We start from the raw sequence: 24,545 nt of genomic DNA, 5'->3' as shown, positions 1-24,545 counted from the left end.
CGGCCTGCCCGCCTCCCGTCCACCCCGCCGACCGGACCCCCCATGACCTTGACCACCGACGCCGGCCCGCTTGCCGCCGAGGGCCGCACCCGCGGCAATCCCGCGACCCGCCGCCGGATCGCTTTCGCGGGCCTGGCGGGGCTGACCTGGGCCGCCGTCATGGCGCTCGCCGCGGCGGCGCTGGCGCCGGGCGGATACGACGCGGCGGACGTCGTGACCCTGGTCCTGCTGGCCGCCTACCTGCCCTGGTCGGTCTTCTGCTTCTGGAACGCGCTGATCGGGTTCCTGATCATGCGCTTCGCGCGCGATCCGCTCGCCCTCACCTGCCCGCCGGCCGCCGCCGTCCGGGGCGACGAGCCGATCACCGCCACCACGGCGCTCGCCATGTGCGTGCGCAACGAGGACACGGATCGCGTCTTCCGCAACCTCGGCCTCCTCGCCGACGACCTGAAGCGGACGGGCACGGCCGACCGGTTCCGGCTCTACGTCCTCTCCGACACCAACCGTCCCGAGATCGCCGCGGCCGAGGAGGCCGCCGTCGCCGCGCTCAGGAGCCGCCTCGGCGACAGCCCTGAGGTGCACTACCGCCGGCGGACGACGAACCCGGGCTTCAAGGCCGGCAACATCAAGGACTTCCTCGAGCGCTGGGGCGGCGACAACGACTTCGCGCTGGTGCTCGACGCGGACAGCTACATGGCGGCGCCGCAGATCCTCGCGATGGTCAGGATCATGCAGGCCTCGCCCCGGCTCGGCATCCTGCAGAGCCTGACGGTCGGCCTGCCCTCCACGAGCCCGCTGGCCCGCCTGTTCCAGTTCGGCATGCGGCTCGGCATGCGCTCCTACACGCTCGGCTCGGCCTGGTGGCACGCGGACTGCGGCCCCTACTGGGGCCACAACGCGCTGATCCGCACCGCCGCCTTCGCGGAGCATTGCCACCTGCCGCGTCTCGCCGGGACGGGCCCGCTCTCCGGCGACATCATGAGCCACGACCAGGTCGAGGCGGTCCTGATGCGCAAGGGCGGCTACGAGGTCCGGGTGATCCCCGCCGAGGGCGGCTCCTATGAGGAGAACCCGCCGACCCTGATCGAATTCATCCGCCGCGACATGCGCTGGTGCATGGGCAACACGCAGTACTGGAAGCTGCTCGGCCTGCCCGGGATCCTGCCGGCGAGCCGGTTCCAGCTGGTCCTCGCCGTGGCCATGTTCGTCGCCTCGCCGGCCTATCTGGGCATGTGGGGGCTGACGCTCGGGCAGGCGCTGGCGAAGCGCGGGACCGACTGGCTTGCGGCCGGGCCGGCGCTCGGGCTCGTGGCGCTGATGGGCGTGATGATGTTCGCGCCGAAGATCATGACCGGCATCGACGTCCTCTTCCGCCCGGCTGCGCGGGCGAGCTTCGGCGGTGGGCTCCGCTTCGCCGTCGGCTTCGTCACCGAGACGATCTTCGCGCTCCTGCTCACCCCGATCTCGATGCTCAGCCACACACTGATGATGGGGGCGCTCCTGTTCGGGCGGACGGTGGGCTGGACCGGCCAGGTGCGGGACGCGCATGCGGTGCCGTGGGGCGAGGCCTTTGCCCGGTTGTGGCCGCACACGCTCGTCGGCGCCGTCGCATCGGCCGGGCTCCTGGCGCTGTCCTGGGAGGCGTTCCTGTGGTCGACGCCGCTGTTCCTCGGTCTCCTCCTCGCCGTGCCCTTCACGGTGCTGACCTCATCCCCCGCCTTCGGCCGTCTGATGACCCGGCTCGGCTGGTGCCGGATCCCCGAGGAGGTGGTGGTTCCGGAGGAGCTGAAGCCGCTCGGGCTGCCGGCCCTCGCGGGGCACGCGTGAGCGTCGCCATGGCGGTTCCGCCCTCGTCCGACCCGGCCGTCCGGCGCTCGCTCGCCATCTATTACGGCGATCCGGCGCGCGACCGGCTGATGGATGCGCTGCATGCCCGCTTCCTGCGCCCGGGAGACCTCGCCTTCGACGTCGGGGCGCATGTGGGGGACCGGGTGGCCTCGTTCCGGCGGCTGGGCTGCCGGGTGGTGGCGGTGGAGCCCCAGCCGGCGCTCGTCGCGGCCCTCGGCGCGCTCTACGGCGCTGATCCGGCCGTCGCCCTGGAGGCGACCGCGGTCGGCCCGGAGGAGGGGACGCTCGACCTCTTCGTCAACGCCGACAACCCCACCGTGACGACCGCCTCGCCGGCCTTCATCGCCGCTGCCGACGGGGCACCGGGCTGGGAGGGACAGGTCTGGTCCGAGACGATCGCGGTGCCTGTCACGACGCTCGACGCGCTGATCGGCCGGCACGGGCGGCCCGCCTTCGTCAAGATCGACGTGGAGGGCTTCGAGGCCGAAGTGCTCGCCGGCCTCTCGTCGCCGGTGCCGGCGCTCTCCTTCGAGTTCACAACGATCCAGCGCGACGTGGCGCACCGTGCCCTCGACCGGCTGGCCGCGCTCGGCTATGCCCGCTTCGACGCCGCGCTCGGCGAGACCCAGAGCCTCGTCCACGGGGCGTGGGTGAGCCGGGACGCCATCGGGGGCTGGCTTGACGGACTGCCGCCGGAGGCCAATTCCGGCGACGTCTATGCGCTGGCCGGTCCCGCGGCCTGACGCTCGAACGGAGACGACCGGATGACCCTGCCGATCCCCGCCCCGGCCCGCGCGGCCGCCGCGGCCGCCCTGCTCCTCGCCCTCTCCGGCCCGGCCGTGGCCGAGCCAGTCGCCGTCGACGTGGCGAACCGCTCCTACGCGACGAAATGCGCGGAGGAGGACAACATCTACTACACGCTTTCGGGGGCCGACATCGAGCGCTTCACGGTCGTCGCGCGCTCGCCCGCCTATCTCGACAAGGTGGTGCGCGATTCCACCGCGCCGGACTTCACCGACTGCGGCTTCGGCCCGGCGCCGGACGCCCCGCCCGTGAAGCCCTACGTGCCGCCGACCGCGATCCTGCACGAGGACGACCAGTACATCGTCAAGGGGGTGGTCTACCCGGACTTCTGGCGTCCGACCGTGGTTCCCGTGAAGGTCGGCAAGCTGACCCAGAACTTCCTCCACCTGGTCCAGGTCTGGCGCAAGACGGCGGGCGGGCCGATCGAGTTCATCGTCATGTACCCGCAGGACGGCTACTGGCGCCTGCGCCCGCTGCCGCCCTTCCGCATGCACGAGGTGGCGTTCGGCTCGTCCTTCCTTGTCGGGCCGGTGGAGGAGTCGACCCGGCCCTTCGTCGCCTACAAGTCCGTCGAGTTCGATCCGAAGACGCTGACCTTCACGCTCGAGTTCGCCAAGGGCGGCAAGGGCACGGTGCGCATCACTCAGGTCGACGTGGGTTACTCGTCGGTCGAGGTCGGCTACGCCCCGGCCTCGGACGGCGCCCTGCCCTTCACGGCGATCCGCTCGATGTACGTGCGCCCCGACAACGCCGATACCGCCGAGGCTGTGTGGCGCGCGACGCCGGGCGGGCCGGCCCAGATGCAGTCGGTCATAGACTTCAAGTCCGGCAAGGCGGCCGAGATCTTCTTCTCGCGTTCGGTGCCGTCGCGGCACAACACCTCCTCGCCGGACGTCGGCTTCACCGACTTCCGGACCGCGAAGTGAGCCTTCGCGCCACCCGCATGCGCGCGGCGCGGACGGGGCCTGCGCGGCGCCCGGATTGAGCGGCGGCGCGCCGGCCGCTAGGTCTGTCGGATGCCGACCGCCGCCGAGCGCCGACGGGCCTTCCTGGTCCTGTGGCTGACACCCCTGTTCTTCTCCGGGAACCTCGTGCTCGGCCGCTGGGCCGTCGGACAGGTGGAGCCCTTCACGCTCGCCTTCCTGCGCTGGGCGATCGCGACCGCGATCCTGTTCGCGGTCGCCGCCCCGGGGCTCCGGCAGCACGCGGAGGCCTTGAAGCGGGAGTGGCGGATGCTCCTGCTCCTCGGCTTCTTCGGCATGTGGCTCAGCGGCGGCGCCGTGTATTACGCGCTGAAGCACACGACGGCGACGAACGGGTCGCTCATCTACTCGACCGCCTCGGTGATGATGCTGCTGCTGGACTGGCTCTTCCTCGGGCGCCGGATCGGGCGGAACGCGGTCGCCGGCATCGTGCTGGGGCTCTCGGGGGTGGCCGTCATCGTCTTCGAGGGGCGGCTGGAACGGTTCTTCTCGCTGTCGCTCAACACCGGCGACCTGATCGTGGCGGCGGCGACGGCAGGCTGGTCGGTCTACTCGCTGATCCTCAAGCGGCCGGTCTTCCAGGCGATGCCGACCATGACGCTCTTCGCCGGCATCGCCGGGATGGGGACGTTGACGCTCCTGCCCTTCGCGGCCTGGGAGACGATCGCGACCGGCCATGTGCCGACCGGCCTGAAGCCTTGGGGGGCGATCCTGGTGCTGGCCGTGGTCTCGTCGGTGCTGGCCTTCGGGGCGTTCCAGTACGGGGTCAGGATCCTCGGCCCGGGGATCGCGGGCATGTTCGTCTACCTCTTCCCGGCGGCGGCGGTCGGCATGGCGATCCTCGTCCTCGGCGAGACTCCGAAGCCCTACCACGCGGCCGGCTTCGTGCTGATCATCGCGGGCGTGGTCATGGCGACCGCTCCGCGCGACCTCATCGCCGCGCGCTGGGCGGCGTTCCGGGGACGCCCCGTCAGCCGATCGTCGACAGGACCGGAAAGGTCTCGATGAGCCAGTAGGCCATGCGGGCGATCTGGCCGGTCAGGAAGGCGATGCCGGTCAGGATCATGAAGCCGCCCATGGCCTTCTCGACGAGGCCCATGTGGGCGCGGAAACGGCGCATGAGGGCGATGAAGGGACCGGAGAAGAGCGCGGCGGCCATGAAGGGGATGCCGAGACCGAAGGAATAGACGGTCAGCAGGAGCGCCCCCTCGCCGAGCGTCGCCGTGCTGCCGGCGACCGCCAGGATGGCGCCGAGGATCGGGCCGATGCAGGGCGTCCAGCCGAAGCCGAAGGCGAGGCCGATCAGGTAGGCGCCGAGCGGGCCGGCGGGCTTGCGGTTCACCTGGACGCGGGCCTCGCGGTACAGGAGCCCGATCCGGAAGACGCCCAGGAAGTGCAGGCCCATGACGATGATCGCCACGCCGGCGACGTAGGACAGGATCTCGGCCCACTGGCGCAGGGCCTGGCCGATCGCCGAGGCGCCGGCCCCCATCAGGATGAACACGGTCGAGAAGCCGGCCACGAAGGCGGCCGCCGCCACGATCACGCGCCGGCGGGCCGAGCCGTCGCCGGTCTCGGGCGCCTTGCCCTGCAGCTCGTCCAGGCTGACGCCGGCCATGTAGGCGAGGTAGGGCGGGACGAGGGGCAGGACGCAGGGCGACGCAAAGGAGATGAGGCCGGCCCCGAGGGCTCCGGCGAGCGTGACGCCCGATGACATGGCGGATGCACTTCCCCTGACTGTCCTGCCGCTCGTATAGGCGATCGGCGCGGCCGCGCGAAGTCACCTTCCCGCGACGGAGGGTTTCTGCGCAGTCGGGCCGCCTCCCTTCCGGGCAGGTGGCGAATCTGGAACCATGCCCGCAGCGACGCCGTTCATCCAGGGTTCATCGGCGCCGCCGCAATTTCGCCGACCCGCCGCCGGGCTGCCGTGCTTCAGCCGCGAATCCGGCCCGGGAAGCTGCGAAAAAGCTGACAGCCCGACGGTGGACGCGGGCAGCGGGCTTGCCGACCGGCCGCGTCTCAGCCGGGTTCGAGGTGGCGTTCACCGACCGAGGAGTTCGATATGTCGCTGCTCAGAACCGCGCTCTTGGGTGCGGTCGCCACCATCCTCACCATCGGCCCCGACGGCGCCTGGACGGGCCTCGACCGGTCCCTGCCCTTCGCGGCCGCCCCGGCCGCCGCCCAGCCGCGCGACGATGACCCCCTCTTCTACGACCAGCTGCAGCCCCATGGCGTCTGGTCCTACCATCCGCGCTTCGGGGCCGTGTGGGCGCCGGCCGACGTGGACGAGTACTGGCGTCCCTACGAGGACGGGCGGTGGGTCTACACCGACGAGTGGGGCTGGTACTTCCAGGCCTCGAACGACTGGGGCGACATCGTCTTCCACTACGGCCGCTGGGCCTATGACAACAACTGGGGCTGGTTCTGGGTGCCGAGCGACGAGTGGGGCCCGGGCTGGGTCAGCTGGCGCCAGGGCGAGGGCTATGTGGGCTGGGCGCCGCTCGGGCCGGAGAACGAGGACTACGCAGAGGACGAGAACTACTGGAGCTTCGCGCAGGGCGAGGATCTCGCCGATCCGAACCGCGAGCTGCCGTCGATCATCATCCGCACCGCCCCCGAGGTGGCCCAGATCTGGGGCTACACGCGCTTCAACGGGCGTCCGGTGGTCGGCCGTCCCCGCAACGCCTTTATCGACATCCGGGCGATCGAGCGCCGCAACCCGCGCATCGTCATCAAGCCGCAGAAGGTGGTATTCCGGGTCGGCTACGACCGCAACAACCGGCCGATCGGCTTTCGCGACCGCCTGCCGGGCGGCGGCGTGATCCGCTACGAGCGCGTTCGCGCCGCGCCGGGCGCGCCGAGCGCCATCGTGACCGCGAAGATCCTCGAGGGCGTCAGGGCCGGGCGCTACCGGGCCGACCAGCCGCTCGTCCGGCGCCAGATCATCGAAGCGACGCGTGAAGGCCGCATCAAGGTGCGCGACGGCAATCCGGAGGTCGTCGAGCGCTTCCGCCGGGACCGGCCGGTCGACATCCGCCGCGACGATCCGGAGGTCGACCGTCTGATCGAGGCCGTCCGCACCGGTCGGCTCGAGGCGGACGTCCAGGATCGGGACCGGGATCGGCTGCGCCGGCGCGAGGAGGATCGCCGCGACGGCGGTCCGGGCCGCAACGACAACGGACGCCCGCAGATCAAGGACGACAACCGCCGCGACGACGTGCGCGGCCCGAATTTGGACCCGAACAATCGGGCGCTGATCGGTCCGGACGGCCGTCCGGTCGACCGGAACCGCGGTCCCGACGGGCAGCCGCGCAACGGCGCCGGGCCGAACCGCAACGAAGCCGTGATCGGTCCGGACGGCCGTCCGGTCGACCGGAACCGCGGGCCAGACGGGCAGCCGCGCAACGGCGCCGGGCCGAACCGCAACGAAGCCGTGATCGGGCCGGACGGCCGCCCGGTCGACCGCAACCGCGGTCCCGACGGGCAGCCCCGCAACGGCGCCGGGCCGAACCGCAACGAGGCCGTGATCGGGCCGGACGGCCGCCCGGTCGACCGGAACCGCGGGCCAGACGGGCAGCCGCGCAACGGCGCCGGGCCGAATCGCAACGAAGCCGTGATCGGGCCGGACGGTCGCCCCGTCGACCGCAATCGCGGCCCCGACGCGAACGAGCGGAACCGCGGGCCGATCGGTCCCGACGGCCGCCCGCGCGACCCCAATGCCACCTTCGAGTTCCAGGGCAACCGCGGGCCGGACGGGCGTCCGCGCGGAGACGGCAATCCGCCCAATGTCCAGGGCAACCGCGGACCCGACGCCGGGCCGAACGAGCGCAATCGCGGGCCGGACGGCCTGCCGCGCGGCGCCCGCGGCGACGGCAACCCGCCCCAGTTCCAGGGCAACCGCGGCCCGGATGCCGGTCCGAACGAGCGCAACCGCAACCCGGGCGCCGGTCCGGACGAACGCGTCCGCAATCCCGGCGGGCCGGACGGCCAGCCGCGCGGGGCCCGCGGAGACGGCAATCCGCCTCAGTTCCAGGGCAACCGCGGCCCGGATGCCGGTCCGAACGAGCGCAACCGCAACCCGGGGGCCGGTCCGGACGAACGCGCCCGCAATCCGGGCGGGCCGGACGGCCAGCCGCGCGGCGCCCGGGGCGACGGCAATCCGCCCCAGTTCCAGGGGAACCGCGCGCCGGATGCCGGTCCGAACGACCGCAACCGCGGGCCGGGGGCGGGTCCGGACGAGCGGATCCGCAATCCGGGCGGGCCGGACGGCCAGCCGCGCGGCGTCCGCAACGACGGCAACCCGCCGCAGGTCCAGGGCAATCGGGGCGGCGGCGGCGACGGCGGGGACCGGTCGCGCGGCCAGGGCGTCGACGGGAACCGGGGCCAGGGCGGCGGCGGCAACGACGGCGAGCGCCGCCGGCGCGACTGCCAGCCCGGCCAGCCCTGCTGAGACGAAGTCGTTCCGGGCCTATCGAATGGCCGCAGCCCCCGGGCTGCGGCCTTTTCCGTCAGGGCGGCCCGTCCAGGGTCTTGACCAGCAGGTCCACCCGACCGTGATGGAAGAGCCGGCCGACGACCGGCAGGCTGAGGGTGCGGACCAGCCGGTAGCCGTGCCGCTCGTAGAAGCGCCGGCCGGCGGCGTTGCGGACGTCGACGAACATGCGGATCCGGCCCTTGCCGAGGCGGCGGGCCTCCGCGTCGAGCCCCTGGAGCAGCAGGGCCCCGACGCCTTCGCCGCGCTTGCGTTCCCGGGCGCGAAGCATCTCCACATAGAGGTCGCCGCGGCGGGGATTGGACGCGAGGCGCGCGACGGCTAGGGCTGCCGCCCGCAGGGCGCCGCCGATCCGGCCATGCTCGCGGGTCCATGCCTCCTGCGAAATCGAGAAGGGGCCCCGCCCGTCGGCGACGAAGCCGGCAAGCCCGGCGATCTCGCCGCCCCTGCGCGCGACCAGGATCCGATCGGTGTTGAGCGTCCCGGCGACCAGCCGCATGCGCGCCTGATGGTCCCCGAGAAGAACGCCGAGCCACGGCATCGACCCCGCGATGACGCGCAGATTCGGTCTCTGCCGGCATTCCCAATCGCTGATCGGGCCGATCTCGGGCCGGCCCGGTTCGGCGAGCGGTCGCGGCCGATCGGTGCCCTCCGCACGTGCCGGCGCATTCTCTCCCCCGCCGCCGCGGGCCCCTGCGGGCGCGTCGGCGGGCGGCACGGTCAGGCCTTCAGGACGGACTTGCCGGCGTAACGGGCGGCGGTGCCGAGAGCTTCCTCGATGCGCAGAAGCTGGTTGTACTTGGCGAGCCGGTCGGACCGGGCGAGCGAGCCGGTCTTGATCTGCCCGCAGTTGGTGGCGACCGCCAGGTCGGCGATGGTGGAGTCCTCCGTCTCTCCCGAGCGATGGGACATGACGGCCGTATAGTGGGCCTTGTGGGCGGTCTCGACGGCGTCGAGGGTCTCGGTCAGGGAGCCGATCTGGTTGACCTTGACGAGGATCGAGTTGGCGACGCCCTTGGCGATGCCTTCGCGCAGGCGCTTGGAATTGGTGACGAAGAGGTCGTCGCCGACGAGCTGCACCTTGGTGCCGATCCGGTCGGTGACGATCTTCCAGCCCGTCCAATCGTCCTCCGACATGCCGTCCTCGATCGAGATGATCGGGTAGTGGGCGCAGAGGTCGGCGAGGTAGGCGGCCTGCGCCTCCGGGGAGCGGACCACACCCTCGCCCTCGTAGTGGTAGGCGCCGTTCTTGAAGAACTCCGTCGAGGCGCAGTCGAGGGCGAGGTAGACGTCCTCGCCGGGCCGATAGCCGGCCTTCTCGATGGCCTTCATGACGAAATCGAGCGCGGCGGTGGCCGAGGCGAGGTTCGGCGCGAAGCCGCCCTCGTCGCCGACGTTGGTGTTGTGGCCGGCGTCCTTCAGGGCCTTCTTCAGCGTGTGGAAGATCTCGGCGCCCATGCGCAGCCCATCCGAGAAGGTCGGCGCGCCGGCGGGCATGATCATGAATTCCTGGAAGTCGATCGGGTTGTCCGCATGCACGCCGCCGTTGATGATGTTCATCATCGGGACCGGCAGCAGGCGGGCATTGGGGCCGCCCACGTAGCGGAAGAGCGACAGGCCGGAGGCCGCGGCCGCCGCCTTGGCGACGGCGAGCGACACGCCGAGGATCGCGTTGGCGCCGAGGCGGGCCTTGTTGGGCGTGCCGTCGAGGTCGATCATGGCCTGGTCGATGGCGATCTGCTCCTCGGCGTCCATGCCGCCGACCGCGTCGAAGATCTCCGTGTTGACGGCGTTCACGGCGCGCACGACGCCCTTGCCGAGGTAGACGTTCTTCTCCCCGTCGCGCAACTCCACCGCCTCATGGGCACCGGTCGAGGCGCCCGAGGGCACCGCCGCGCGGCCGAGCGAGCCGTCCTCCAGCCGCACGTCCACCTCCACCGTCGGGTTGCCGCGGCTGTCGAGGATCTGGCGGGCGACGATGTCGACGATGGCGGTCATGGGACGCTCCTTGGAGGACGAGCCGTTGCTCTGAGGGTCGAGCGGCTCTATAGCCGAGGGCGAAAGCCATGCCTAGTGCGGCCGGTGCCGCTGCGACCCCGGGCCTCTGCACGGGAACCGGCTCGCGTCCGGCGCGTCCTGCGGACAGTCCGTCGGCATGGATCGCGCCTCCAGGGACAGCCCCGATGACCACCGCCTTCGACCCCTCGACCCTTCAGCTCGGCCACGAGACGGTCTACCCGAAGTCGCCCGACGAGGCCCGGCTGGACCGGGTGCCGAACCCGCAGGCGGACACGCTCTACCTGGCGCGGTTCACGGTGCCGGAATTCACCTCGCTCTGCCCCGTCACGGGCCAACCGGACTTCGCGCACCTCGTCATCGACTACGTGCCGAAGGACTGGCTCGTGGAGTCGAAGTCGCTGAAGCTCTACATGACGAGCTTCCGCAACCATGGGGCCTTCCACGAGGACTGCACGGTGGCGATCGGCCGGCGTCTCGCGGGGCTCCTGGAGCCGCACTGGCTGCGGATCGGGGGCTACTGGTACCCGCGCGGCGGCATTCCGATCGACGTCTTCTGGCAGTCGGGCGCTCCGCCGGCGGGGGTCTGGATCCCGGACCAGGGCGTGGCGAGCTATCGCGGCCGGGGCTGACCGACCCTCGACAATTTTTGCCAGGCTTGTCGGATCGTCGCATAGTCGCCCGTCCTTGCTGTGACGAAGGACGGGACACCATGCTCTACGCGATCCTCTGCTACCATTCGGAAGATGCCGTCTGCTCCTGGTCCAAGGAGGAGGACGCCGCCGTGATGGCGAAGCTCGGCGCCGTCCAGGAGCGCTTCGCCAAGGCCGGCAAGCTCGGGCCGGTCGCGCGGCTCCTGCCGACCACGGCGGCCACCACGCTCAGGAAGGACCGCGAGCCGCCCGTCGTGCTGGACGGTCCCTTCGCCGAGACCAAGGAGCAGCTTCTCGGCTTCTATGTGGTCGATTGCAAGGACTTGGACGAAGTCCTTCAGTTCTCGCGCGAACTCGCCGCGGTCAATCCCGGCGGGGCCTACGAGGTCCGGCCGATCGGCTTCTTCACCGACGGGGGCGCGCGGCCATGACCGGCATGGCGCTCCTGGACCATGCGCTCGTGTCGGCGCGGCCGCAGGCGCTCGGCGCGCTGCTCCGCTACTTCCGGGATCTCGACCGGGCCGAGGAGGCGTTCCAGGAGGCCTGCCTCAGGGCGCTCCGGACCTGGCCGGCGAACGGCCCCCCGCGCGACCCGGTCGCCTGGCTGGTCATGGTCGGCCGGAACGCGGGCCTCGACGGCGTGCGCCGCCGGGCGCGCGAGACGGACCTGCCGGAGGAGGACCGCATCTCCGATCTCGGCGACGCCGAGGCGGATCTCGCCGAGCGGCTCGACGGCTCCCACTATCGCGACGACGTCCTGCGGCTGATGTTCGTCTGCGCCCACCCGGACCTGCCGGCCACCCAGCAGATCGCGCTCGCCTTGCGCATCGTCTCGGGCCTGACCGTCCCGCAGATCGCCCGCGCCTTCCTGGTCGGCGAGAGCGCGATGGAGCAGCGGATCACCCGAGCCAAGGCGCGCGTCGCCGCCGCAGGCGTGCCGTTCGAGGCGCCGGGGCCGGCGGAGCGGGCGGAACGGCTCGGCGCGGTGGCGGCCATGCTCTACCTCGTCTTCAACGAAGGCTACACCACCGCCGCCACGGCCGGGGCCGCCGCCGGGGCGCTCGCCGACGAGGCGATCCGGCTCGCCCGCCTGCTGATCCGCCTGTTTCCGGCCGAGCCCGAGATCATGGGCCTCTGCGCCCTCATGCTTCTGACCCGGGCCCGGACGCCGGCACGGCTCGACGCCGACGGCGTGAGCATTCCCCTGGAGGCTCAGGACCGGTCGCGCTGGGACCGTGGCCTCATTGCCGAGGGACTGGCACTGGTCGACAAGGCCATGCGCCACCGGCGGCCCGGCCCCTACCAGATCCAGGCGGCCATCGCCGCGCTCCATGCGCGCGCGCCGCGCTTCGCGGACACGGACTGGGCGGAGATCGAGCTTCTCTACGGGGCGCTGGAACGGATGCAGCCGTCGCCGGTGATCACGCTCAACCGCGCCGTGGTGGTGGCGCGGCTGCGCGGCCCCGGCCCGGCGCTGGCGATCGTCGATCCACTGGAGCCGAAGCTCGCGGGCTACGCCTATTTCCACGGCGCCCGCGGCGCCTTCCTCCAGCAGCTCGGCCGGGCCCGGGACGCCCGCGAGGCCTTCGACCGGGCCATCTCGCTCGCCCGCTCGCCCGCGGAGGCGACCGAGATCCGCGCCCACATCGACCGGCTGGTCGAGGAGGCGTCCATGCCGGCCGCCTCGACGGTCTCCTGAAAAAAGTTCGGGCGGCCTGTCGGCCCGCGCGCCGCGCCGCCGTCCTCTGTTCCGAGACGACCAAGAGAGGAGATGGGCCCATGAGCGACGCGGCCGAAATCACCGACTGCATCCCCGGTCCGACCATCCCGCCGGACGAGGTGTTGAGCGTCACCCGGTTCATCGCGGCGCCGCCGTCCCTGTGCTTCGCGGTCTGGACCGACCGCAGCCGGCTCACGGAGTGGTGGGGGCCGCACGGCATGAAGACGCCGGTCGTGGAGATGGACCTGCGCCCCGGCGGGGTCTTCCGGACCGAGATGGAGGCTCCGGACGGGCAGCGCTACCGCTACCAGGCCGTGTTCCTTGAGATCGCCGAGCCCGAGCGCATCGTCTTCACCGATGCCCTCCTGCCCGGTTGGCGGCCGGCGGCGCAGACCTTCATCGTGTCCATGACCACCTTCGAGCCGGAGGACGGCGGCACCCGCTACACGGGGCGCGCGCTGCACTGGACCGAGGAGGACCGCAAGCGCCACGAGGCCATGGGCTTCCACGACGGCTGGGGCGCGAGCGCCGACCGCTTCAAGGCGCTCGTCGAGCGCGTGGCCCGCGAAGGACGGTGAAGCCGGGCGAACCGGCAATTCAGGAGGAACAGCCATGGGCATCCGCCCCTACATCTTCTTCGACGGCCGCTGCGAGGAGGCCCTCGATTTCTACAGGACCGCCCTCGGCGCCGAGGTGACCGCGCTGATGCGCTACGCGGACAATCCGGACCGCTCCCAGCCCAGCATGGTGCCGCCCGGCTCCGAGCAGAAGGTCATGCATGCCCAACTCAGCGTCGGCGGGGGCGAGATCTTCTGTTCCGACGGCCTCTGCCACGGCCAGCCGCGGTTCCAGGGGATCTCCGTGACGCTCGACGTGCCCACGGCCGCCGAGGCCGACCGGGCCTTTGCGGCCCTCGCGGAGGGCGGGACCGTGCAGATGCCGATGGCGGCGACCTTCTTCTCGCCGCGCTTCGGCATGGTCGCCGACAGGTTCGGCCTCGGCTGGATGATCATCGCCAACGGCGCGTGAGGGGAGGACGACCATGAACGACGAGGTGATGATCCTGCTCGGCACCAAGAAGGGTGCCTTCATCCTGTCGAGCGACGGCCGGCGGGGCGACTGGGAGCTCAGCGGCCCGCATTGCGACACCTGGCCGATGAACCACGTGGTCGCCGACCCGGCGACCGGGACGATCTACGCGGCCGGCGGCAACGAATGGTTCGGTCCCGCGGTCTGGCGGTCGGCCGACAAGGGCAAGACCTGGACGCACTCCAGCAAGGGCCTCGCCTACGCGGCGGGCGAAACGCCGGTCAAGACGGTCTGGAGCCTGGCGGCCGGCCATGGCCGGCTGTGGGCGGGCGTGGAGCCGGCGGGGCTGTTCGTCAGCGACGACGACGGGGAGACCTGGAGCCACGTCTCCGGCCTTCGGGACCACCCGTCCCGGCCGACCTGGCAGCCGGGCGGCGGCGGGCTGATCCTGCACTCGCTGGTGCTGCACCCGGACGACCCGGACCAGGTCTGGGTCGGCATCTCGTCGGCCGGCGTGTTCCATACCCGCGACGGCGGTCGCACCTGGGCGCCGCAGAACCAGGGCGTGCGCTGCGACTACCTGCCGGACGACCAGCGCTATCCGGAGACCGGTCAGTGCGTGCATTGCCTCGTGATGGCGCCGGGCGTGCCGAACCGGCTCTACCAGCAGAACCACTGCGGCATGTACCGGAGCGACGACGGCGGGGTGAGCTGGCAGTCGATCGAGGAGGGCCTGCCGTCGAGCTTCGGCTTCCCGGCCGCCGTGCACCCGCGCGACCCGGACCGGCTCTACCTCGTCCCTCTGAACGGCGACATCGCGGGACGCTACATGCCGGATGCCCGGGCGGCCGTCTGGCGGACCGGCGATCGCGGGCGGACCTGGGAGGACCGGCGGGCCGGCCTGCCGCAGAAGAACGCCTTCTTCAACGTGCTGCGCCAGGCGATGGCGACGGACCGGATGGAGCCGGCGGGGGTCTACATCGGCACGAATTCGGGCGAGGTCTATGCGAGCCGCGACGAGGGCGACAGCTGGTCGCGTATCGCCGAGCACCTTCCCGTGATTTCCTCGGTCGAAACGTTATCGGTCCGAAGCTGAACCGAGGCGCCCTCGACCGGAGGGCGCGGCGTCCCCGGGAGACACGATCATGCAGGCCCTCGCCTCCGCCCTCGAAGTCCCCGCCTATGCCGGCCGGCCGGTCGTGCAGGTCCGGCTCCCGGCCCTTCTCGTGTCCATATTTCCGGGCGCCACACGGCGCCTGGAGCTCCAGGCCGCGACGGTCGACGAGCTGATGGACGCACTCGACGCCCGCTGGCCGGGCATGCGCGACCGGCTGTGCGACTCGACCCCGGCCGTACGCAAGCACATCAACGTCTTCGTCGACGGGGTCCGGGTCGGCCTGGACGCCCGGCTGGTGCACGGGGCCGAGGTCTACGTGCTGACCGCGATCAGCGGCGGCTGACGACCGGCTCCCGCAGGACCGGCGCGATCGGCAGCGGCAGGGCCGGGATGTCGCCCCCCGGCAGGCTCACGCGACCGGAGAAGAGGCCGCGGGCCGCCACATGCGGGTCCGCCATCGCCTCCTCCAGGGTCGCCACGACCGTGGCGCAGCAATCGGCGGCGGCCAAGACCGGTCGCCATGCGGCGGCGCTCCGGCCGCGCAGGATCGACGCGACGGCGGATCGGGTCGCCTCCGGGGTTGCCCGGTCGTCGCGCAGGTCCTGCGGGAGGCCGATGGCCTCCGCGAAGGCCTGCCAGAACTTCTCCTCCAGCGCTCCAACCGCCACGAGCCGGTCGTCCGCCGTCGCGTAGAGGGCGTAGCGCGGCAGGCTCCCGGTCAGCAGGCCCTCGCCCGAGCGCGGCCATCCTGCCCCGCCGAGCCCGTCGGCGAGACCGAACACGCCGAACATGAACATCCCATCGGCCATGGCGATGTCGAGATGGGCCCCCTGCCCGGTCCGGGTACGCCGGATCAGGGCGAGGAGGATGTTGATGACGGCCGGCAAGGTCCCGCCTGCGATGTCGGCGACCTGGGCAGCCGGCAGCGTCGGCCGGTCGAGGGGGCCGCGCGACAGGTCGAGGATGCCGGTCAGGGCCTGGTAGTTCAGGTCGTGGCCGGCCTCGGCGGCACGCGGTCCGGTCTGGCCGTAGCCGGAGATGGAGGCGTAGACGAGGCCGGGGTTGAGGGCGCTCAGCGCCGGGTAGCCGAGGCCGAGGCGCTCCATGACGCCCGGGCGGAACTGCTCGACGAGCACGTCCGCCGAGCGCACGAGATCGGCGATCCGCGCCCGGCCGGCGGGATCCTTGAGGTCGATCTCGAGGATCTCCTTGCCCCGGTTGAGGAGCGCATAGGGGACCGAGACGGCCGCCTCGCCCTCGCCGCGCAGGGGGTGGAAGCGGCGCATGTCCTCCCCGCCCGGCCGCTCGATCTTGACGACGCGCGCGCCGGCCTCGGCGAGCATCAGGGTCGCGAGCGGCCCGGGCAGCAGGGTCGTGAGATCGAGGACGGTCACGCCCAGGAGCGGGCGGCTGTCGGCGTTCGGCAAGGCGTTTCCCCGGGTTTCTCGGTCTTTGACCGCGAGGTTAGCCCAGTCGGATCGGATCGCGCCAGGACCCGTCACCGCCCGAAAGGGGCGGTCGGCAGGAGGCCGTGGGTGATGAGGTAGAGCACCATGGTCACCGTGAAGACCGACAGTACCGTCCCGATCAGGACCGTCGAGGAGGCACGCTCGACGTAGACGTCGTATTGCCGGGCGATGACGAAGACGTTCAGGGCAGGGGGCAGGCTCGCCATGAGGGTCGCGGTCATGACCCAGACCGGGTCGAAGCCGCCGATCCAGCCGAGGAGCAGCCAGACGAAGAGCGGGTGCAGGACCAGCTTGATCAGCAGCACCGGCGCCAGCTCGATCGGCACCTGCCGGAGGGGGCGCTGGGCGACCGTCACGCCGAGGGCGAAGAGCGCGCAGGGCGCGGAGGCCTGCATCAGGTAGGAGAGGATCTTGTCGATGAAGGCGGGCGGCCGGAACCCGATCGCGGCGGCGCCCACGCCGACGATCGTAGAGATGACGAAGGGGTGCAGGAAGATCCCCTTGAGGATGCGCAGCGCCATGGCGCCGACGGATTCGCGATCGGAGCCGCCGAAGGCCATGAAGAGCGGGATCAGGACGAAGAGAACCACCGTATCGAAGCAAAAGATCAGCGCGGTGGGGACCGTCGCCTCGGGTCCGAGCGCGGCCAGGGTGAGGCCGGGGCCCATGTAGCCGATGTTCGAATAGGCCGATCCCACCGCCACGATGGTCGCTTCCCGGATCCGGCCCGTCATCAGGATTCCGATCAGGAAACCGAAGGTCAGGGCCGAATAGGTGGCGAAGCTGGTCGCCGCGACATAGCCCCAGTTGGCGAGCTGTTCGATCGGAGTCTTGGACAGGAGCTGGAAGAACAGGGCGGGCAGCGAAACATAAATGATGAAGAAGTTGAGCCACGCCAGCCCCTCGGGCGGGATCTTGTTCACCTTGCCGCAGCCGAAGCCGATGAAGATCAGGCCGAAGAAGGGCAGCGCGAGGGAGAGGACCTCGTTCATCGTCCGTCGGGTCCGGCGGGAGTGCGTGTGGCGCGTTGCACAGCGGGGGCGGGTCGGCTAATCACGGGGCCCATACCCGCTCGGCCCCGCAGGGTCAACGCCGGCCGCCGCATGGGTGCCCAACGGACGACAGGACGTGCCGGCGACGGATCTCTCTCTTCGACTGCGGAACCGCCTGGAGGCGATCGGTCTGGACGCGGCCGGGTCGCTGTTCCGCTCGATGGACGTCGACCGCGCCTCCGCCCTCGGCGGACGCCTGTGGCGCCGCTTCGCGCCCCTGTCGCGCCGGCACGCGCGCGCCCTGGTCAACCTGCAGATCGCCTTCCCCGAGCTCGACGCCTACGCGCGCCGGGCGATCGCGCTCGACATGTGGGAAAACCTCGGTCGCGTACTGGCGGAGAGCTTCCACATGCCGGCGATCGCGGCGGACGCGAGCCGGATCGACACCACCCGCGGTGCGATCCTGGAAACCGTGCGGGCGAGCGGCCGCGGGGCCGTGCTGGCGTCGCTGCACACCGGCAACTGGGAGCTCGGCGCCCAGGTGGCGATGCGCTTCGGGCTGTCGCCGGCGGGGGTCTACCAGACCGTGCGCAACCCGCATGTGGAGGCGCTGTTCCGCACGCTCCGCGCGGCCTGGTATCCGGCCGGCCTGCACGCGCGCCAGCGGGACGGCGCCCAGACCGCCATGAAGCTTATCGGCATCGTCAGGCGCGGCGGAACGATCGCCATCATGGGGGACCTTCGCGACGCCGCCGGGGTCGAGGTGCCGTTCTTCGGCCGGCCGACCTGGGCGACGCCGTTCCCGGCCATGGTGGCCCGCGCCCTGGACGTGCCGCTGGTCGCGGCCCGCATGATCCGGACCGGAGGCGTCCGCTTCGACATCGACGCCGTCGAGGTCGCGGTGCCGCGATCGGACGACCGCGAGGGGGACATCCGGGCCGGGACGGCGGCGCTGCAGGCGACCTACGAGGGCTGGATCCGCGAGTATCCGGGACAGTGGTTCTGGATCCACCGCAAGTGGGCGCCGCCAGGCGATCGGGCCCGCTGACTGAGGGGCGCTGCCCCTCGTCGCACCCTCCCTTCGGCCCATTGCAGGTCGAGGTCCCGGCGTTTACCACTCCGCGCCAGACCGAGCCCGGAGCGTGCCCATGAAGACCCCTCGCGCCTTCTTCAAGCCCCTCGCCATCGGTGCGCCGGAGCCCTATCGCGAGCTGCCGGTCCGGCTCGAGCGGATGATCCACTTCGTGCCGCCGCACAACGAGAAGGTCCGCGCCAAGGTGCCGGAGCTCGTCCGGCAGGTCGACGTCGTGCTCGGCAACCTGGAGGACGCGATCCCGGCCGACCAGAAGATCGCGGCGCGGCGCGGCTTCATCCGCATGGCGCAGGAGGTCGACTACGGGTCGACGGGGCTGTGGACGCGTGTCAACTGCCTGAACTCGCCCTGGCTCCTCGACGACATGACCGAGATCGTCGCCGAGGCCGGCGACAAGCTCGACGTCGTCATGCTGCCGAAGGTGGAGGGGCCCTGGGACATCCACTACCTCGACCAGCTTCTCGCGCAGCTCGAGGCGCGGCATAGCGTCAAGAAGCCGATCCTGATCCACGCCATCCTGGAGACCGCCGAGGGCGTCAAGAACGTCGAGGCGATCGCCACGGCCTCGCCGCGCATGCACGGCATGAGCCTCGGCCCGGCCGACCTCGCGGCCTCGCGCGGGATGAAGACGACGCGCGTCGGCGGCGGGCATCCGGACTACGTGGTGCTCGCGGACGCCAAGGGCGACGCGCCGCGGGCGGGCTACCAGCAGGACCTCTGGCACTACACGGTGGCCAAGATGGTGGACGCCTGCCAGTCGGCAGGCATCAAGGCCTTCTACGGGCCCTTCGGCGACTTCTCCGACCCGGCCGCCTGCGAGGCGCAGTTCCGCAACGCCTTCCTGATGGGCTGCCTCGGCGCCTGGTCGCTTCACCCGACGCAGATCGACATCGCCAAGCGGGTCTTCTCGCCCGATCCGGCCGAGGTCGCCTTTGCCAGGAAGATCCTCGACGCCATGCCGGACGGCACCGGAGCGGTGATGATCGACGGCAAGATGCAGGACGACGCCACCTGGAAACAGGCCAAGGTGATCGTCGACCTGGCACGCATCGTCGCCGCCAAGGACCCCATCCTCGCCGCCGTGTACGGACTTTGAGGATGCCATCGCACCCCTACCGCTTGACAGCGACCGTGGCCGGAAGGCAATACGGCCTTGTCATGGGCATCCACACCAAGACCCCTCACGCGATGGACAAGATCCCGACAGCCAAGTTCAGGATCGGTCAGGTCGTTCGACACCGCGTCTATCCGTTCAGGGGCGTCGTTTTCGACGTCGATCCCGTGTTCAACAATACGGAAGAGTGGTGGCTCGCGATCCCGGAGGATGTCCGGCCGCGGAAGGATCAGCCCTTCTACCACCTCTATGCCGAGAACGCGGAAACCGAATACGTGGCCTACGTCTCGGAGCAGAACCTGGTCGCCGACGAATCGGGCGAGCCCCTGCGCCATCCGCAGATCGAAGAGGCCTTCGTGGAGGACGACAACGGCGACCTCCACGCCCGCGAGCGCCGGATGAACTGACGCCGCCGGGACCGACCAACCCGGCCCACCCCTCCTCGCCCCCCCGACGCACGCCTCGCTGGCCATCGCCGAAGCGCGCCCGCGGTCGCTTCCACTGAGGTTCGCCGATCCGCCCAGCAAAAAGGGCGCCCGAGGCGCCCTTTGGAATCGTCGAATCCGGCCGTGCCGCCGATCACGGCTTCGGCTTGTCGGCCGACAGCTTCTGGCGCAGCTCCTCGGCGCGCTTCTGCAGCTCCTGCTCGAGCTGGGCCTGGGACTGCGGGTCCTTGGTCGGGTCGATGCCCGGGCCCTCGTGCGACTCCTTGAAGCCGGCGAGGCCGAAGGGGAAGTTCTGCGGCTTCTCCTGCAGGTTCAGGGTGGTGACGACCAGCACCTGGCCCTTCTTCATGCCCGCGATGAAGGGATCGGAGACCGGCATCTCGGCATAGCAGGCGTTGGGGAAGCAGATCGTGTACTTCGCCTCCTCGCGCTTGCCCTTGTCCACGCCGATGCGGAGGCCGGGCTGGACCAGGTAGTTCGGCGGGACGGCGATCAGCAGCATCTTCTTCGGGTCGCCCGAGATCTCGCGGAGCGCGACCGAGCCGACCACCTGGCCGTCCTCGGTGCGCAACTCCTGCGCGATCAGGCAGATATCACGGCCCTCGGGGTCCTTGGAGCAGAGCTTGACCCAAGGGTTCGGCTGGCCGGGCTGCAGCTTGGCGCCGTCGACCTCCGGAGCCTTGGCGGCCTCCGCGGGCTTGGCGGCTGGCGCCGCCGGCTTGGCGGCGGGAGCGGCGGGCTTCGGGGCAGCCGGGGCGGTCGGCGCGGCGGCGGGCGGGGTCTGCGCGACAGCCAGGGTCGGCAGCGCCGCGGCGCCGAGCGCCATGCAGGCGACGGCGCCGAACCTCGCGATCATCCGACCCGCCTCGCGCTTGCTCCTGTCTGCCATGTCTCGTCCTTCGAATTCGAGTTCGAACCGTCGGGACCGGCCCGCGCGGATCGTGGGTTGGTGCGTGTCGAATGCGGCGAGACCATGATCTCGCGCACGATCCCGGGGCCGCGGAACCAATCGGCGCCCGACGCGTCAGCCCAGGCGGCCCAGGTCCCGGCCCGCCGACCGGAGCGGCCCGTCTCCTTAGCCCCGATCGCGGCGGATTTCCAGACCCGAGCGTGCCTGGGCGGATACCCGGTCGGCGCCTGTGCTAGATTCGCCGAGATTCGATTGCCGCGAGTGAAAGTCCCCGATGGTCGCCGACGTCCCTGCCGCAGACCGATTCCCTCTCCCAGCCCTCGTCCGCCGCGTCGCCGCCGCGCTCGTGCTCGCCCTCTCGCCCGGCGCCGCCGGCGCGGCCCCCGCCCACGCCATCGCGATGCACGGGGAGCCCCTCTACCCGGCCGGTTTCGAGGGATTCCGCTATGCCCGGCCGGACGCGCCGAAGGGCGGGCGGATCACGTACGGCGTCTTCGGCTCCTTCGACAGCCTGAACCCGTTCATCATCAAGGGGCAGCCGGCCCGCGGCCTGCGCGACGGCGGGCAGGAGAACTTCGTCTACGAGAGCATGATGGTGCGGGGCCAGGACGAGGCCTTCACGCTCTACTGCCTCGTCTGCGAGACGGTCGAGACCCCGGAGGACCGGGCCTGGGTCGAGTTCAGGATCCGCCCGCAGGCGCGATTCTCGGACGGCAAGGCGATCGAGGCGGCGGACGTCGTCCACTCCTTCGAGCTCCTGCGCGACGAGGGCCGGCCCAACGCCGCGCAAGCCTACAAGAAGGTCGCCCGGGTCGAGACGCCGGACCCGCGGACGGTGCGCTTCGTCTTCGAGGACGCGAGCGACAAGGAACTCGCCCTGATCATGGGGCTGATGCCGATCCTGCCGAAGCACCTGATGAGCCGGGAGGACTTCGCGAAGACGTCCCTCGCCCCTCCGGTCGGCAGCGGGCCCTACAAGATCGCCGCCGTCGACCCGGGCAACCGGCTGACCCTGAAGCGCGACCCGAACTACTGGGCCCGCGACCTCGCGGTGAAGCGCGGCTTCGACAATTTCGACGAGATCCGATTCGACTACTACCGGGACCAGAACGCCCTCTTCGAGGCCTTCAAGGCCGGGCTGATCGACGTCTACCCGGAGAGCGATCCGAGCCGCTGGACGACCGGCTACGACTTCCCGGCCGTCACCGACGGGCGCATCGTCAAGGAGACCTTCGAGACGGGCCTGCCGCGCGGCATGTACGGCTTCGTCTTCAACACCCGCAGGCCGGTCTTCGCGGATGTCCGGGTGCGGGAGGCGCTGGCGCGCCTGTTCGACTTCGAATGGGCGAACAAGAACCTCTTCTTCGATCTCTACCGGCGCACGGCGAGCTATTTCGAGGGATCGGAGCTCTCCTCCGTCGGGCGTCCGGCGAGCGAGGCGGAGCGCAAGCTCCTGGCCGCGGTCGGCGCCTCGGTCCGGCCCGACATCCTGGAGGGAACGTGGCGGCCGGCCTCGACGGACGGCTCAGGCCGCGACCGGGCGGCGCTGAAGGCGGCCTTCGACCAGCTCGCCGCCGCCGGGTGGAAGCTCGACAAGGGCGTCATGCGCAACGCGCAGACGGGCCAGCCGCTCGCCTTCGAGATCATCTTCCAGACGCGCGACCAGGAGCGGATCGCCCTCCTCTACCAGCGCACCCTGAAGCAGATCGGCATCGAGGCGGCGGTGCGCACTCTCGACAGCCCGCAATACCAGCGGCGGCGCACGTCCTTCGACTTCGACATGACGCTCTGGATCTGGGGCGCCTCGCTGTCGCCCGGCAACGAGCAGCTCCACCGCTGGAGCGTCGCGGCGGCCGACATCGACGGGTCGTTCAACCTCCCGGGCGCCCGCAACCCGGCGCATGACGCGCTGATCGCCGCCATGCTGGCTGCGAAGTCCCGGGACGACTTCGTGGATGCGGTCAGGGCCTTCGACCGGGTGCTGATCTCCGGCTTCTACGCGGTTCCTCTGTACCATCAGCCGAATGTGTGGCTGGCGCGCTGGACCCGAATCGAGCGACCTTCCACAACGTCGCTCTGGGGGCCGGTGATCGCGGCCTGGTGGGTGAAGCCGGGGAGCTGAGGATGATCGTCGTCTCGGAGGAGCGGAGCGCCGCACACCTGGCGTCCGGCGTCTGGGGGCGGGTGACCCTCGACCAGATCCTCAAGAAGAATGCCCAGACAGCGCCGGATCGGATCGCGGTCGCCGACTTCTCCGACCGGCCGGCCTGGACCCCGGGGCCCGTGGAGGCCCTGACCTACCGGGTGCTCGACGCCAGGATCGAGGCGATCGCGGGCTTCTTCTCGGGGCTGGGGCTGCAGACCGACGCGGTGATCGGGCTGCAATTGCCGCCGACCGCGGATTCGGTGGCGATCTTCTTCGGCGCGCTGCGCGCGGGCCTCGTCGTCGCGCCCCTGCCGCTGGCGCTGCGCGAGGCCGAGGTCGCCGAGCGCATGAAGTCGCTCGGCGCCAAGGCCATGGCGACAGTGGCGGAGACCGCCGGCGAGCGGCACGGCGAGCGCTTGCGCGCGGTGGCGGCCGAACTCTTCCAGATCCGCTTCGTCTTCGGCGCGGGCGCCGAGGTGCCGGACGGACTGATCCCGCTCGAGCGGCTCTATGCGGAGATGGACGCGGTCGGACCGGCGCCCGACCCGCAGCGGCGCGGCAACGCGGCCGACCATTGCGCGACCGTGTCGTTCGTCACCGAGCCGCGGGAGGACGGGGTCGCCACGGTGCCGGTGCCCCGCTCGCACAATCACTGGATCGCGACCGGCCTGATGACCCTCCTGGAGGCACAGGTCGAGACGGGGGCGGTCATCGTCTCGCCCTTCGCGCCTGCCGGGCTGATCGGTATCGGGGCGGGCCTCATGCCCTGGCTGCTCGCGGCCGGGACCCTCGTCACCGGCATGCCGGGGTCGGCCGAGCGCATCGCCGAGGAGGCCACCACGCACGGGGCACGGCACGTGCTGGCGCCGGCCCGCTTCGCCCGGCGCGTGGCCGAACGGCTGGAGGCTCACCGGGTCGACGCGACGGTGCTCGTCATCGGCTCCGACACCACCGCGGACCAGCCGCTCCCGCGCGGATACCGGGCCGTCGACGTCGTGACCCTGGCGGAGCGCGCCGTGGTAGCCCGTCGCCGCCGGGACGCGACCCGGCCCGTCACCCTGCCCGTCGGGCGGATCGGCGCGCCTTCGGACACGAGCATCGGCCCGACGCTGGTCGAGACGCGGCTCATCCCCGCCACGAAGCCGGGAGGAGGCGAGGCCAAGGCCGACAAGGGCGAGATCGCGCTGCGGGGCGCCATGGTGCCGGACGGGCTCTGGCAGAAGGCCGAACGCCCGATGCTGCGCGAGAAGGCGGCCGAGGGCGACGGATGGGTGCGGACCGGCCTCGGCGCGACCCTGACGGCCGAGGATCCGACGCGTTTCGTGCTGGCGGCCCGGACGGCCGACATCGGCGGGCGCGGGGCCCTCGACATCGACCTCGGCCTGCTCGACCGCATCTTCCTGGCGGCCGGCGACCTGATCGACGCCGCCGCCATTCCGATCCAACGGCCGGACGGGTCGGAGCGGATCGCGGCCGCGGTCGTGCCCCGCCCCGGGTCGCGGTTCGACAGGGCCGGCTACCTGGCCGACCTGGCGGGCCTGAGCCTCGGCCTGCACCGGATGCCGGTCGAGGTCTTCACGGTGCCGGCGATCGCGCGCGCGCCGTCCGGCCGGGTCCTGCGCGCCGGCATGGCCTCGCGGCTGGCGCCGGCCGGTTAACCCGCGGTTGACCATGATCGGGCATGCTCTTCCGGAACATCCCCGGGAAAGCTCG

23 protein-coding genes are annotated in these 24,545 nt (G+C 71.5%); 17 read left to right on the top strand and 6 right to left on the bottom strand.

Features of this window, described 5'->3' with window-relative positions:
• The first annotated feature begins 42 nt into the window (after window positions 1-42).
• From mdoH to WBG79_RS12370, 4 genes are all read left to right on the top strand, one after another.
• Entirely contained in the window at window positions 43-1,827 is a 1,785-nt protein-coding gene (gene mdoH, locus WBG79_RS12385; RefSeq protein WP_337357409.1) for a glucans biosynthesis glucosyltransferase MdoH, read from the top strand.
• 8 nt (window positions 1,828-1,835) lie between these two features.
• The gene (locus WBG79_RS12380) at window positions 1,836-2,591 is read left to right on the top strand and encodes an FkbM family methyltransferase (protein ID WP_337357408.1); all 756 of its coding nucleotides are present in this window, start codon (window positions 1,836-1,838) and stop codon (window positions 2,589-2,591) included.
• Between the two features lie 21 nt (window positions 2,592-2,612).
• The gene (locus WBG79_RS12375; RefSeq protein WP_337357407.1) at window positions 2,613-3,578 is read left to right on the top strand and encodes a hypothetical protein; all 966 of its coding nucleotides are present in this window, start codon (window positions 2,613-2,615) and stop codon (window positions 3,576-3,578) included.
• Window positions 3,579-3,668: 90 nt separating this feature from the next.
• On the top strand, window positions 3,669-4,643 hold the full coding sequence (locus WBG79_RS12370; protein ID WP_337357406.1) for a DMT family transporter: 975 nt from the start codon (window positions 3,669-3,671) through the stop codon (window positions 4,641-4,643).
• Here the strand turns inward: WBG79_RS12370 and WBG79_RS12365 are convergent.
• Window positions 4,606-5,352, bottom strand: coding sequence for a cytochrome c biogenesis CcdA family protein (locus WBG79_RS12365; protein WP_337357405.1), 747 nt, complete (start codon window positions 5,350-5,352; stop codon window positions 4,606-4,608). The genes WBG79_RS12370 and WBG79_RS12365 overlap by 38 nt on opposite strands.
• A 345-nt stretch (window positions 5,353-5,697) precedes the next feature.
• Between WBG79_RS12365 and WBG79_RS12360 the strand changes: the two genes are divergently transcribed.
• On the top strand, window positions 5,698-8,085 hold the full coding sequence (locus tag WBG79_RS12360) for a DUF6600 domain-containing protein (protein ID WP_337357404.1): 2,388 nt from the start codon (window positions 5,698-5,700) through the stop codon (window positions 8,083-8,085).
• A 58-nt stretch (window positions 8,086-8,143) separates the two neighbouring features.
• Here the strand turns inward: WBG79_RS12360 and WBG79_RS12355 are convergent, their stop codons facing one another.
• Together WBG79_RS12355 and eno are read right to left on the bottom strand one after the other, a co-directional pair.
• Complete coding sequence (locus WBG79_RS12355; RefSeq protein WP_337357403.1) at window positions 8,144-8,626, bottom strand: GNAT family N-acetyltransferase; 483 nt, start codon at window positions 8,624-8,626, stop codon at window positions 8,144-8,146.
• 221 nt (window positions 8,627-8,847) lie between these two features.
• Window positions 8,848-10,125 (bottom strand): phosphopyruvate hydratase, encoded by a 1,278-nt coding sequence (gene eno / locus WBG79_RS12350; protein WP_337357402.1) that lies wholly within the window; start codon window positions 10,123-10,125, stop codon window positions 8,848-8,850.
• Between the two features lie 185 nt (window positions 10,126-10,310).
• On the opposite strand from eno, the gene queF reads away from it, so the two are divergent.
• The 7 genes from queF to WBG79_RS12315 all read left to right on the top strand — a co-directional run bounded on the left by queF (window position 10,311) and on the right by WBG79_RS12315 (window position 15,005).
• Window positions 10,311-10,775 carry a preQ(1) synthase gene (queF, locus tag WBG79_RS12345; protein WP_337357401.1) on the top strand — a complete coding sequence of 155 codons (465 nt, stop codon included), beginning with the start codon at window positions 10,311-10,313 and terminating at the stop codon, window positions 10,773-10,775.
• An 80-nt stretch (window positions 10,776-10,855) separates the two neighbouring features.
• A complete protein-coding gene (locus WBG79_RS12340; protein WP_337357400.1) occupies window positions 10,856-11,227 on the top strand; it encodes a YciI family protein in 372 nt (123 codons plus the stop codon).
• Entirely contained in the window at window positions 11,224-12,495 is a 1,272-nt protein-coding gene (locus WBG79_RS12335; RefSeq protein WP_337357399.1) for an RNA polymerase sigma factor, read from the top strand. Before WBG79_RS12340 ends, WBG79_RS12335 begins: the two co-directional genes overlap by 4 nt.
• Window positions 12,496-12,575: 80 nt before the next feature.
• Window positions 12,576-13,094, top strand: a complete 519-nt coding sequence (locus WBG79_RS12330) for an SRPBCC family protein (RefSeq protein ID WP_337357398.1) — start codon at window positions 12,576-12,578, stop codon at window positions 13,092-13,094.
• 34 nt (window positions 13,095-13,128) lie between these two features.
• A complete protein-coding gene (locus WBG79_RS12325; RefSeq protein ID WP_337357397.1) occupies window positions 13,129-13,545 on the top strand; it encodes a VOC family protein in 417 nt (138 codons plus the stop codon).
• Between the two features lie 13 nt (window positions 13,546-13,558).
• A complete protein-coding gene (locus WBG79_RS12320) occupies window positions 13,559-14,641 on the top strand; it encodes a WD40/YVTN/BNR-like repeat-containing protein (RefSeq protein WP_337357396.1) in 1,083 nt (360 codons plus the stop codon).
• Between the two features lie 49 nt (window positions 14,642-14,690).
• Window positions 14,691-15,005: a MoaD/ThiS family protein gene (locus WBG79_RS12315; RefSeq protein WP_337357395.1), complete on the top strand. Its 315-nt coding sequence runs from the start codon at window positions 14,691-14,693 to the stop codon at window positions 15,003-15,005.
• On the opposite strand, the gene WBG79_RS12310 is transcribed toward WBG79_RS12315, so the two are convergent.
• Window positions 14,992-16,089, bottom strand: a complete 1,098-nt coding sequence (locus WBG79_RS12310) for a CaiB/BaiF CoA transferase family protein (RefSeq protein ID WP_337357394.1) — start codon at window positions 16,087-16,089, stop codon at window positions 14,992-14,994. The two genes, WBG79_RS12315 and WBG79_RS12310, sit on opposite strands and share 14 nt — an antisense overlap.
• A gap of 71 nt (window positions 16,090-16,160) precedes the next feature.
• On the bottom strand, window positions 16,161-17,123 hold the full coding sequence (locus tag WBG79_RS12305; RefSeq protein ID WP_337357393.1) for an AEC family transporter: 963 nt from the start codon (window positions 17,121-17,123) through the stop codon (window positions 16,161-16,163).
• A gap of 136 nt (window positions 17,124-17,259) precedes the next feature.
• Between WBG79_RS12305 and WBG79_RS12300 the strand changes: the two genes are divergently transcribed.
• The 3 genes from WBG79_RS12300 (at window position 17,260) to hspQ (ending at window position 19,737) form a co-directional block, all read left to right on the top strand.
• Window positions 17,260-18,171 carry a lysophospholipid acyltransferase family protein gene (locus tag WBG79_RS12300; protein WP_337357392.1) on the top strand — a complete coding sequence of 304 codons (912 nt, stop codon included), beginning with the start codon at window positions 17,260-17,262 and terminating at the stop codon, window positions 18,169-18,171.
• A gap of 100 nt (window positions 18,172-18,271) precedes the next feature.
• Window positions 18,272-19,312, top strand: a complete 1,041-nt coding sequence (locus WBG79_RS12295; protein ID WP_337357391.1) for an HpcH/HpaI aldolase/citrate lyase family protein — start codon at window positions 18,272-18,274, stop codon at window positions 19,310-19,312.
• Window positions 19,313-19,404: 92 nt separating this feature from the next.
• The gene (gene hspQ / locus WBG79_RS12290; protein WP_337357936.1) at window positions 19,405-19,737 is read left to right on the top strand and encodes a heat shock protein HspQ; all 333 of its coding nucleotides are present in this window, start codon (window positions 19,405-19,407) and stop codon (window positions 19,735-19,737) included.
• A gap of 172 nt (window positions 19,738-19,909) precedes the next feature.
• On the opposite strand, the gene WBG79_RS12285 is transcribed toward hspQ, so the two are convergent.
• On the bottom strand, window positions 19,910-20,665 hold the full coding sequence (locus tag WBG79_RS12285) for an invasion associated locus B family protein (RefSeq protein ID WP_337357390.1): 756 nt from the start codon (window positions 20,663-20,665) through the stop codon (window positions 19,910-19,912).
• Between the two features lie 295 nt (window positions 20,666-20,960).
• Between WBG79_RS12285 and WBG79_RS12280 the strand changes: the two genes are divergently transcribed.
• Both WBG79_RS12280 and WBG79_RS12275 read left to right on the top strand, forming a co-directional pair.
• A complete protein-coding gene (locus tag WBG79_RS12280) occupies window positions 20,961-22,808 on the top strand; it encodes an extracellular solute-binding protein (RefSeq protein ID WP_337357389.1) in 1,848 nt (615 codons plus the stop codon).
• A 2-nt stretch (window positions 22,809-22,810) separates the two neighbouring features.
• Entirely contained in the window at window positions 22,811-24,490 is a 1,680-nt protein-coding gene (locus WBG79_RS12275; RefSeq protein ID WP_337357388.1) for a class I adenylate-forming enzyme family protein, read from the top strand.
• Window positions 24,491-24,545: the final 55 nt, after the last annotated feature.

Origin of the sequence: Prosthecomicrobium sp. N25, assembly GCF_037203705.1 — a bacterium.
GTDB lineage: Bacteria > Pseudomonadota > Alphaproteobacteria > Rhizobiales > Ancalomicrobiaceae > Prosthecodimorpha.
The sequence above is the reverse complement of the archived record's forward strand: the minus strand, read 5'-3'. Positions and strand labels throughout refer to the sequence as shown.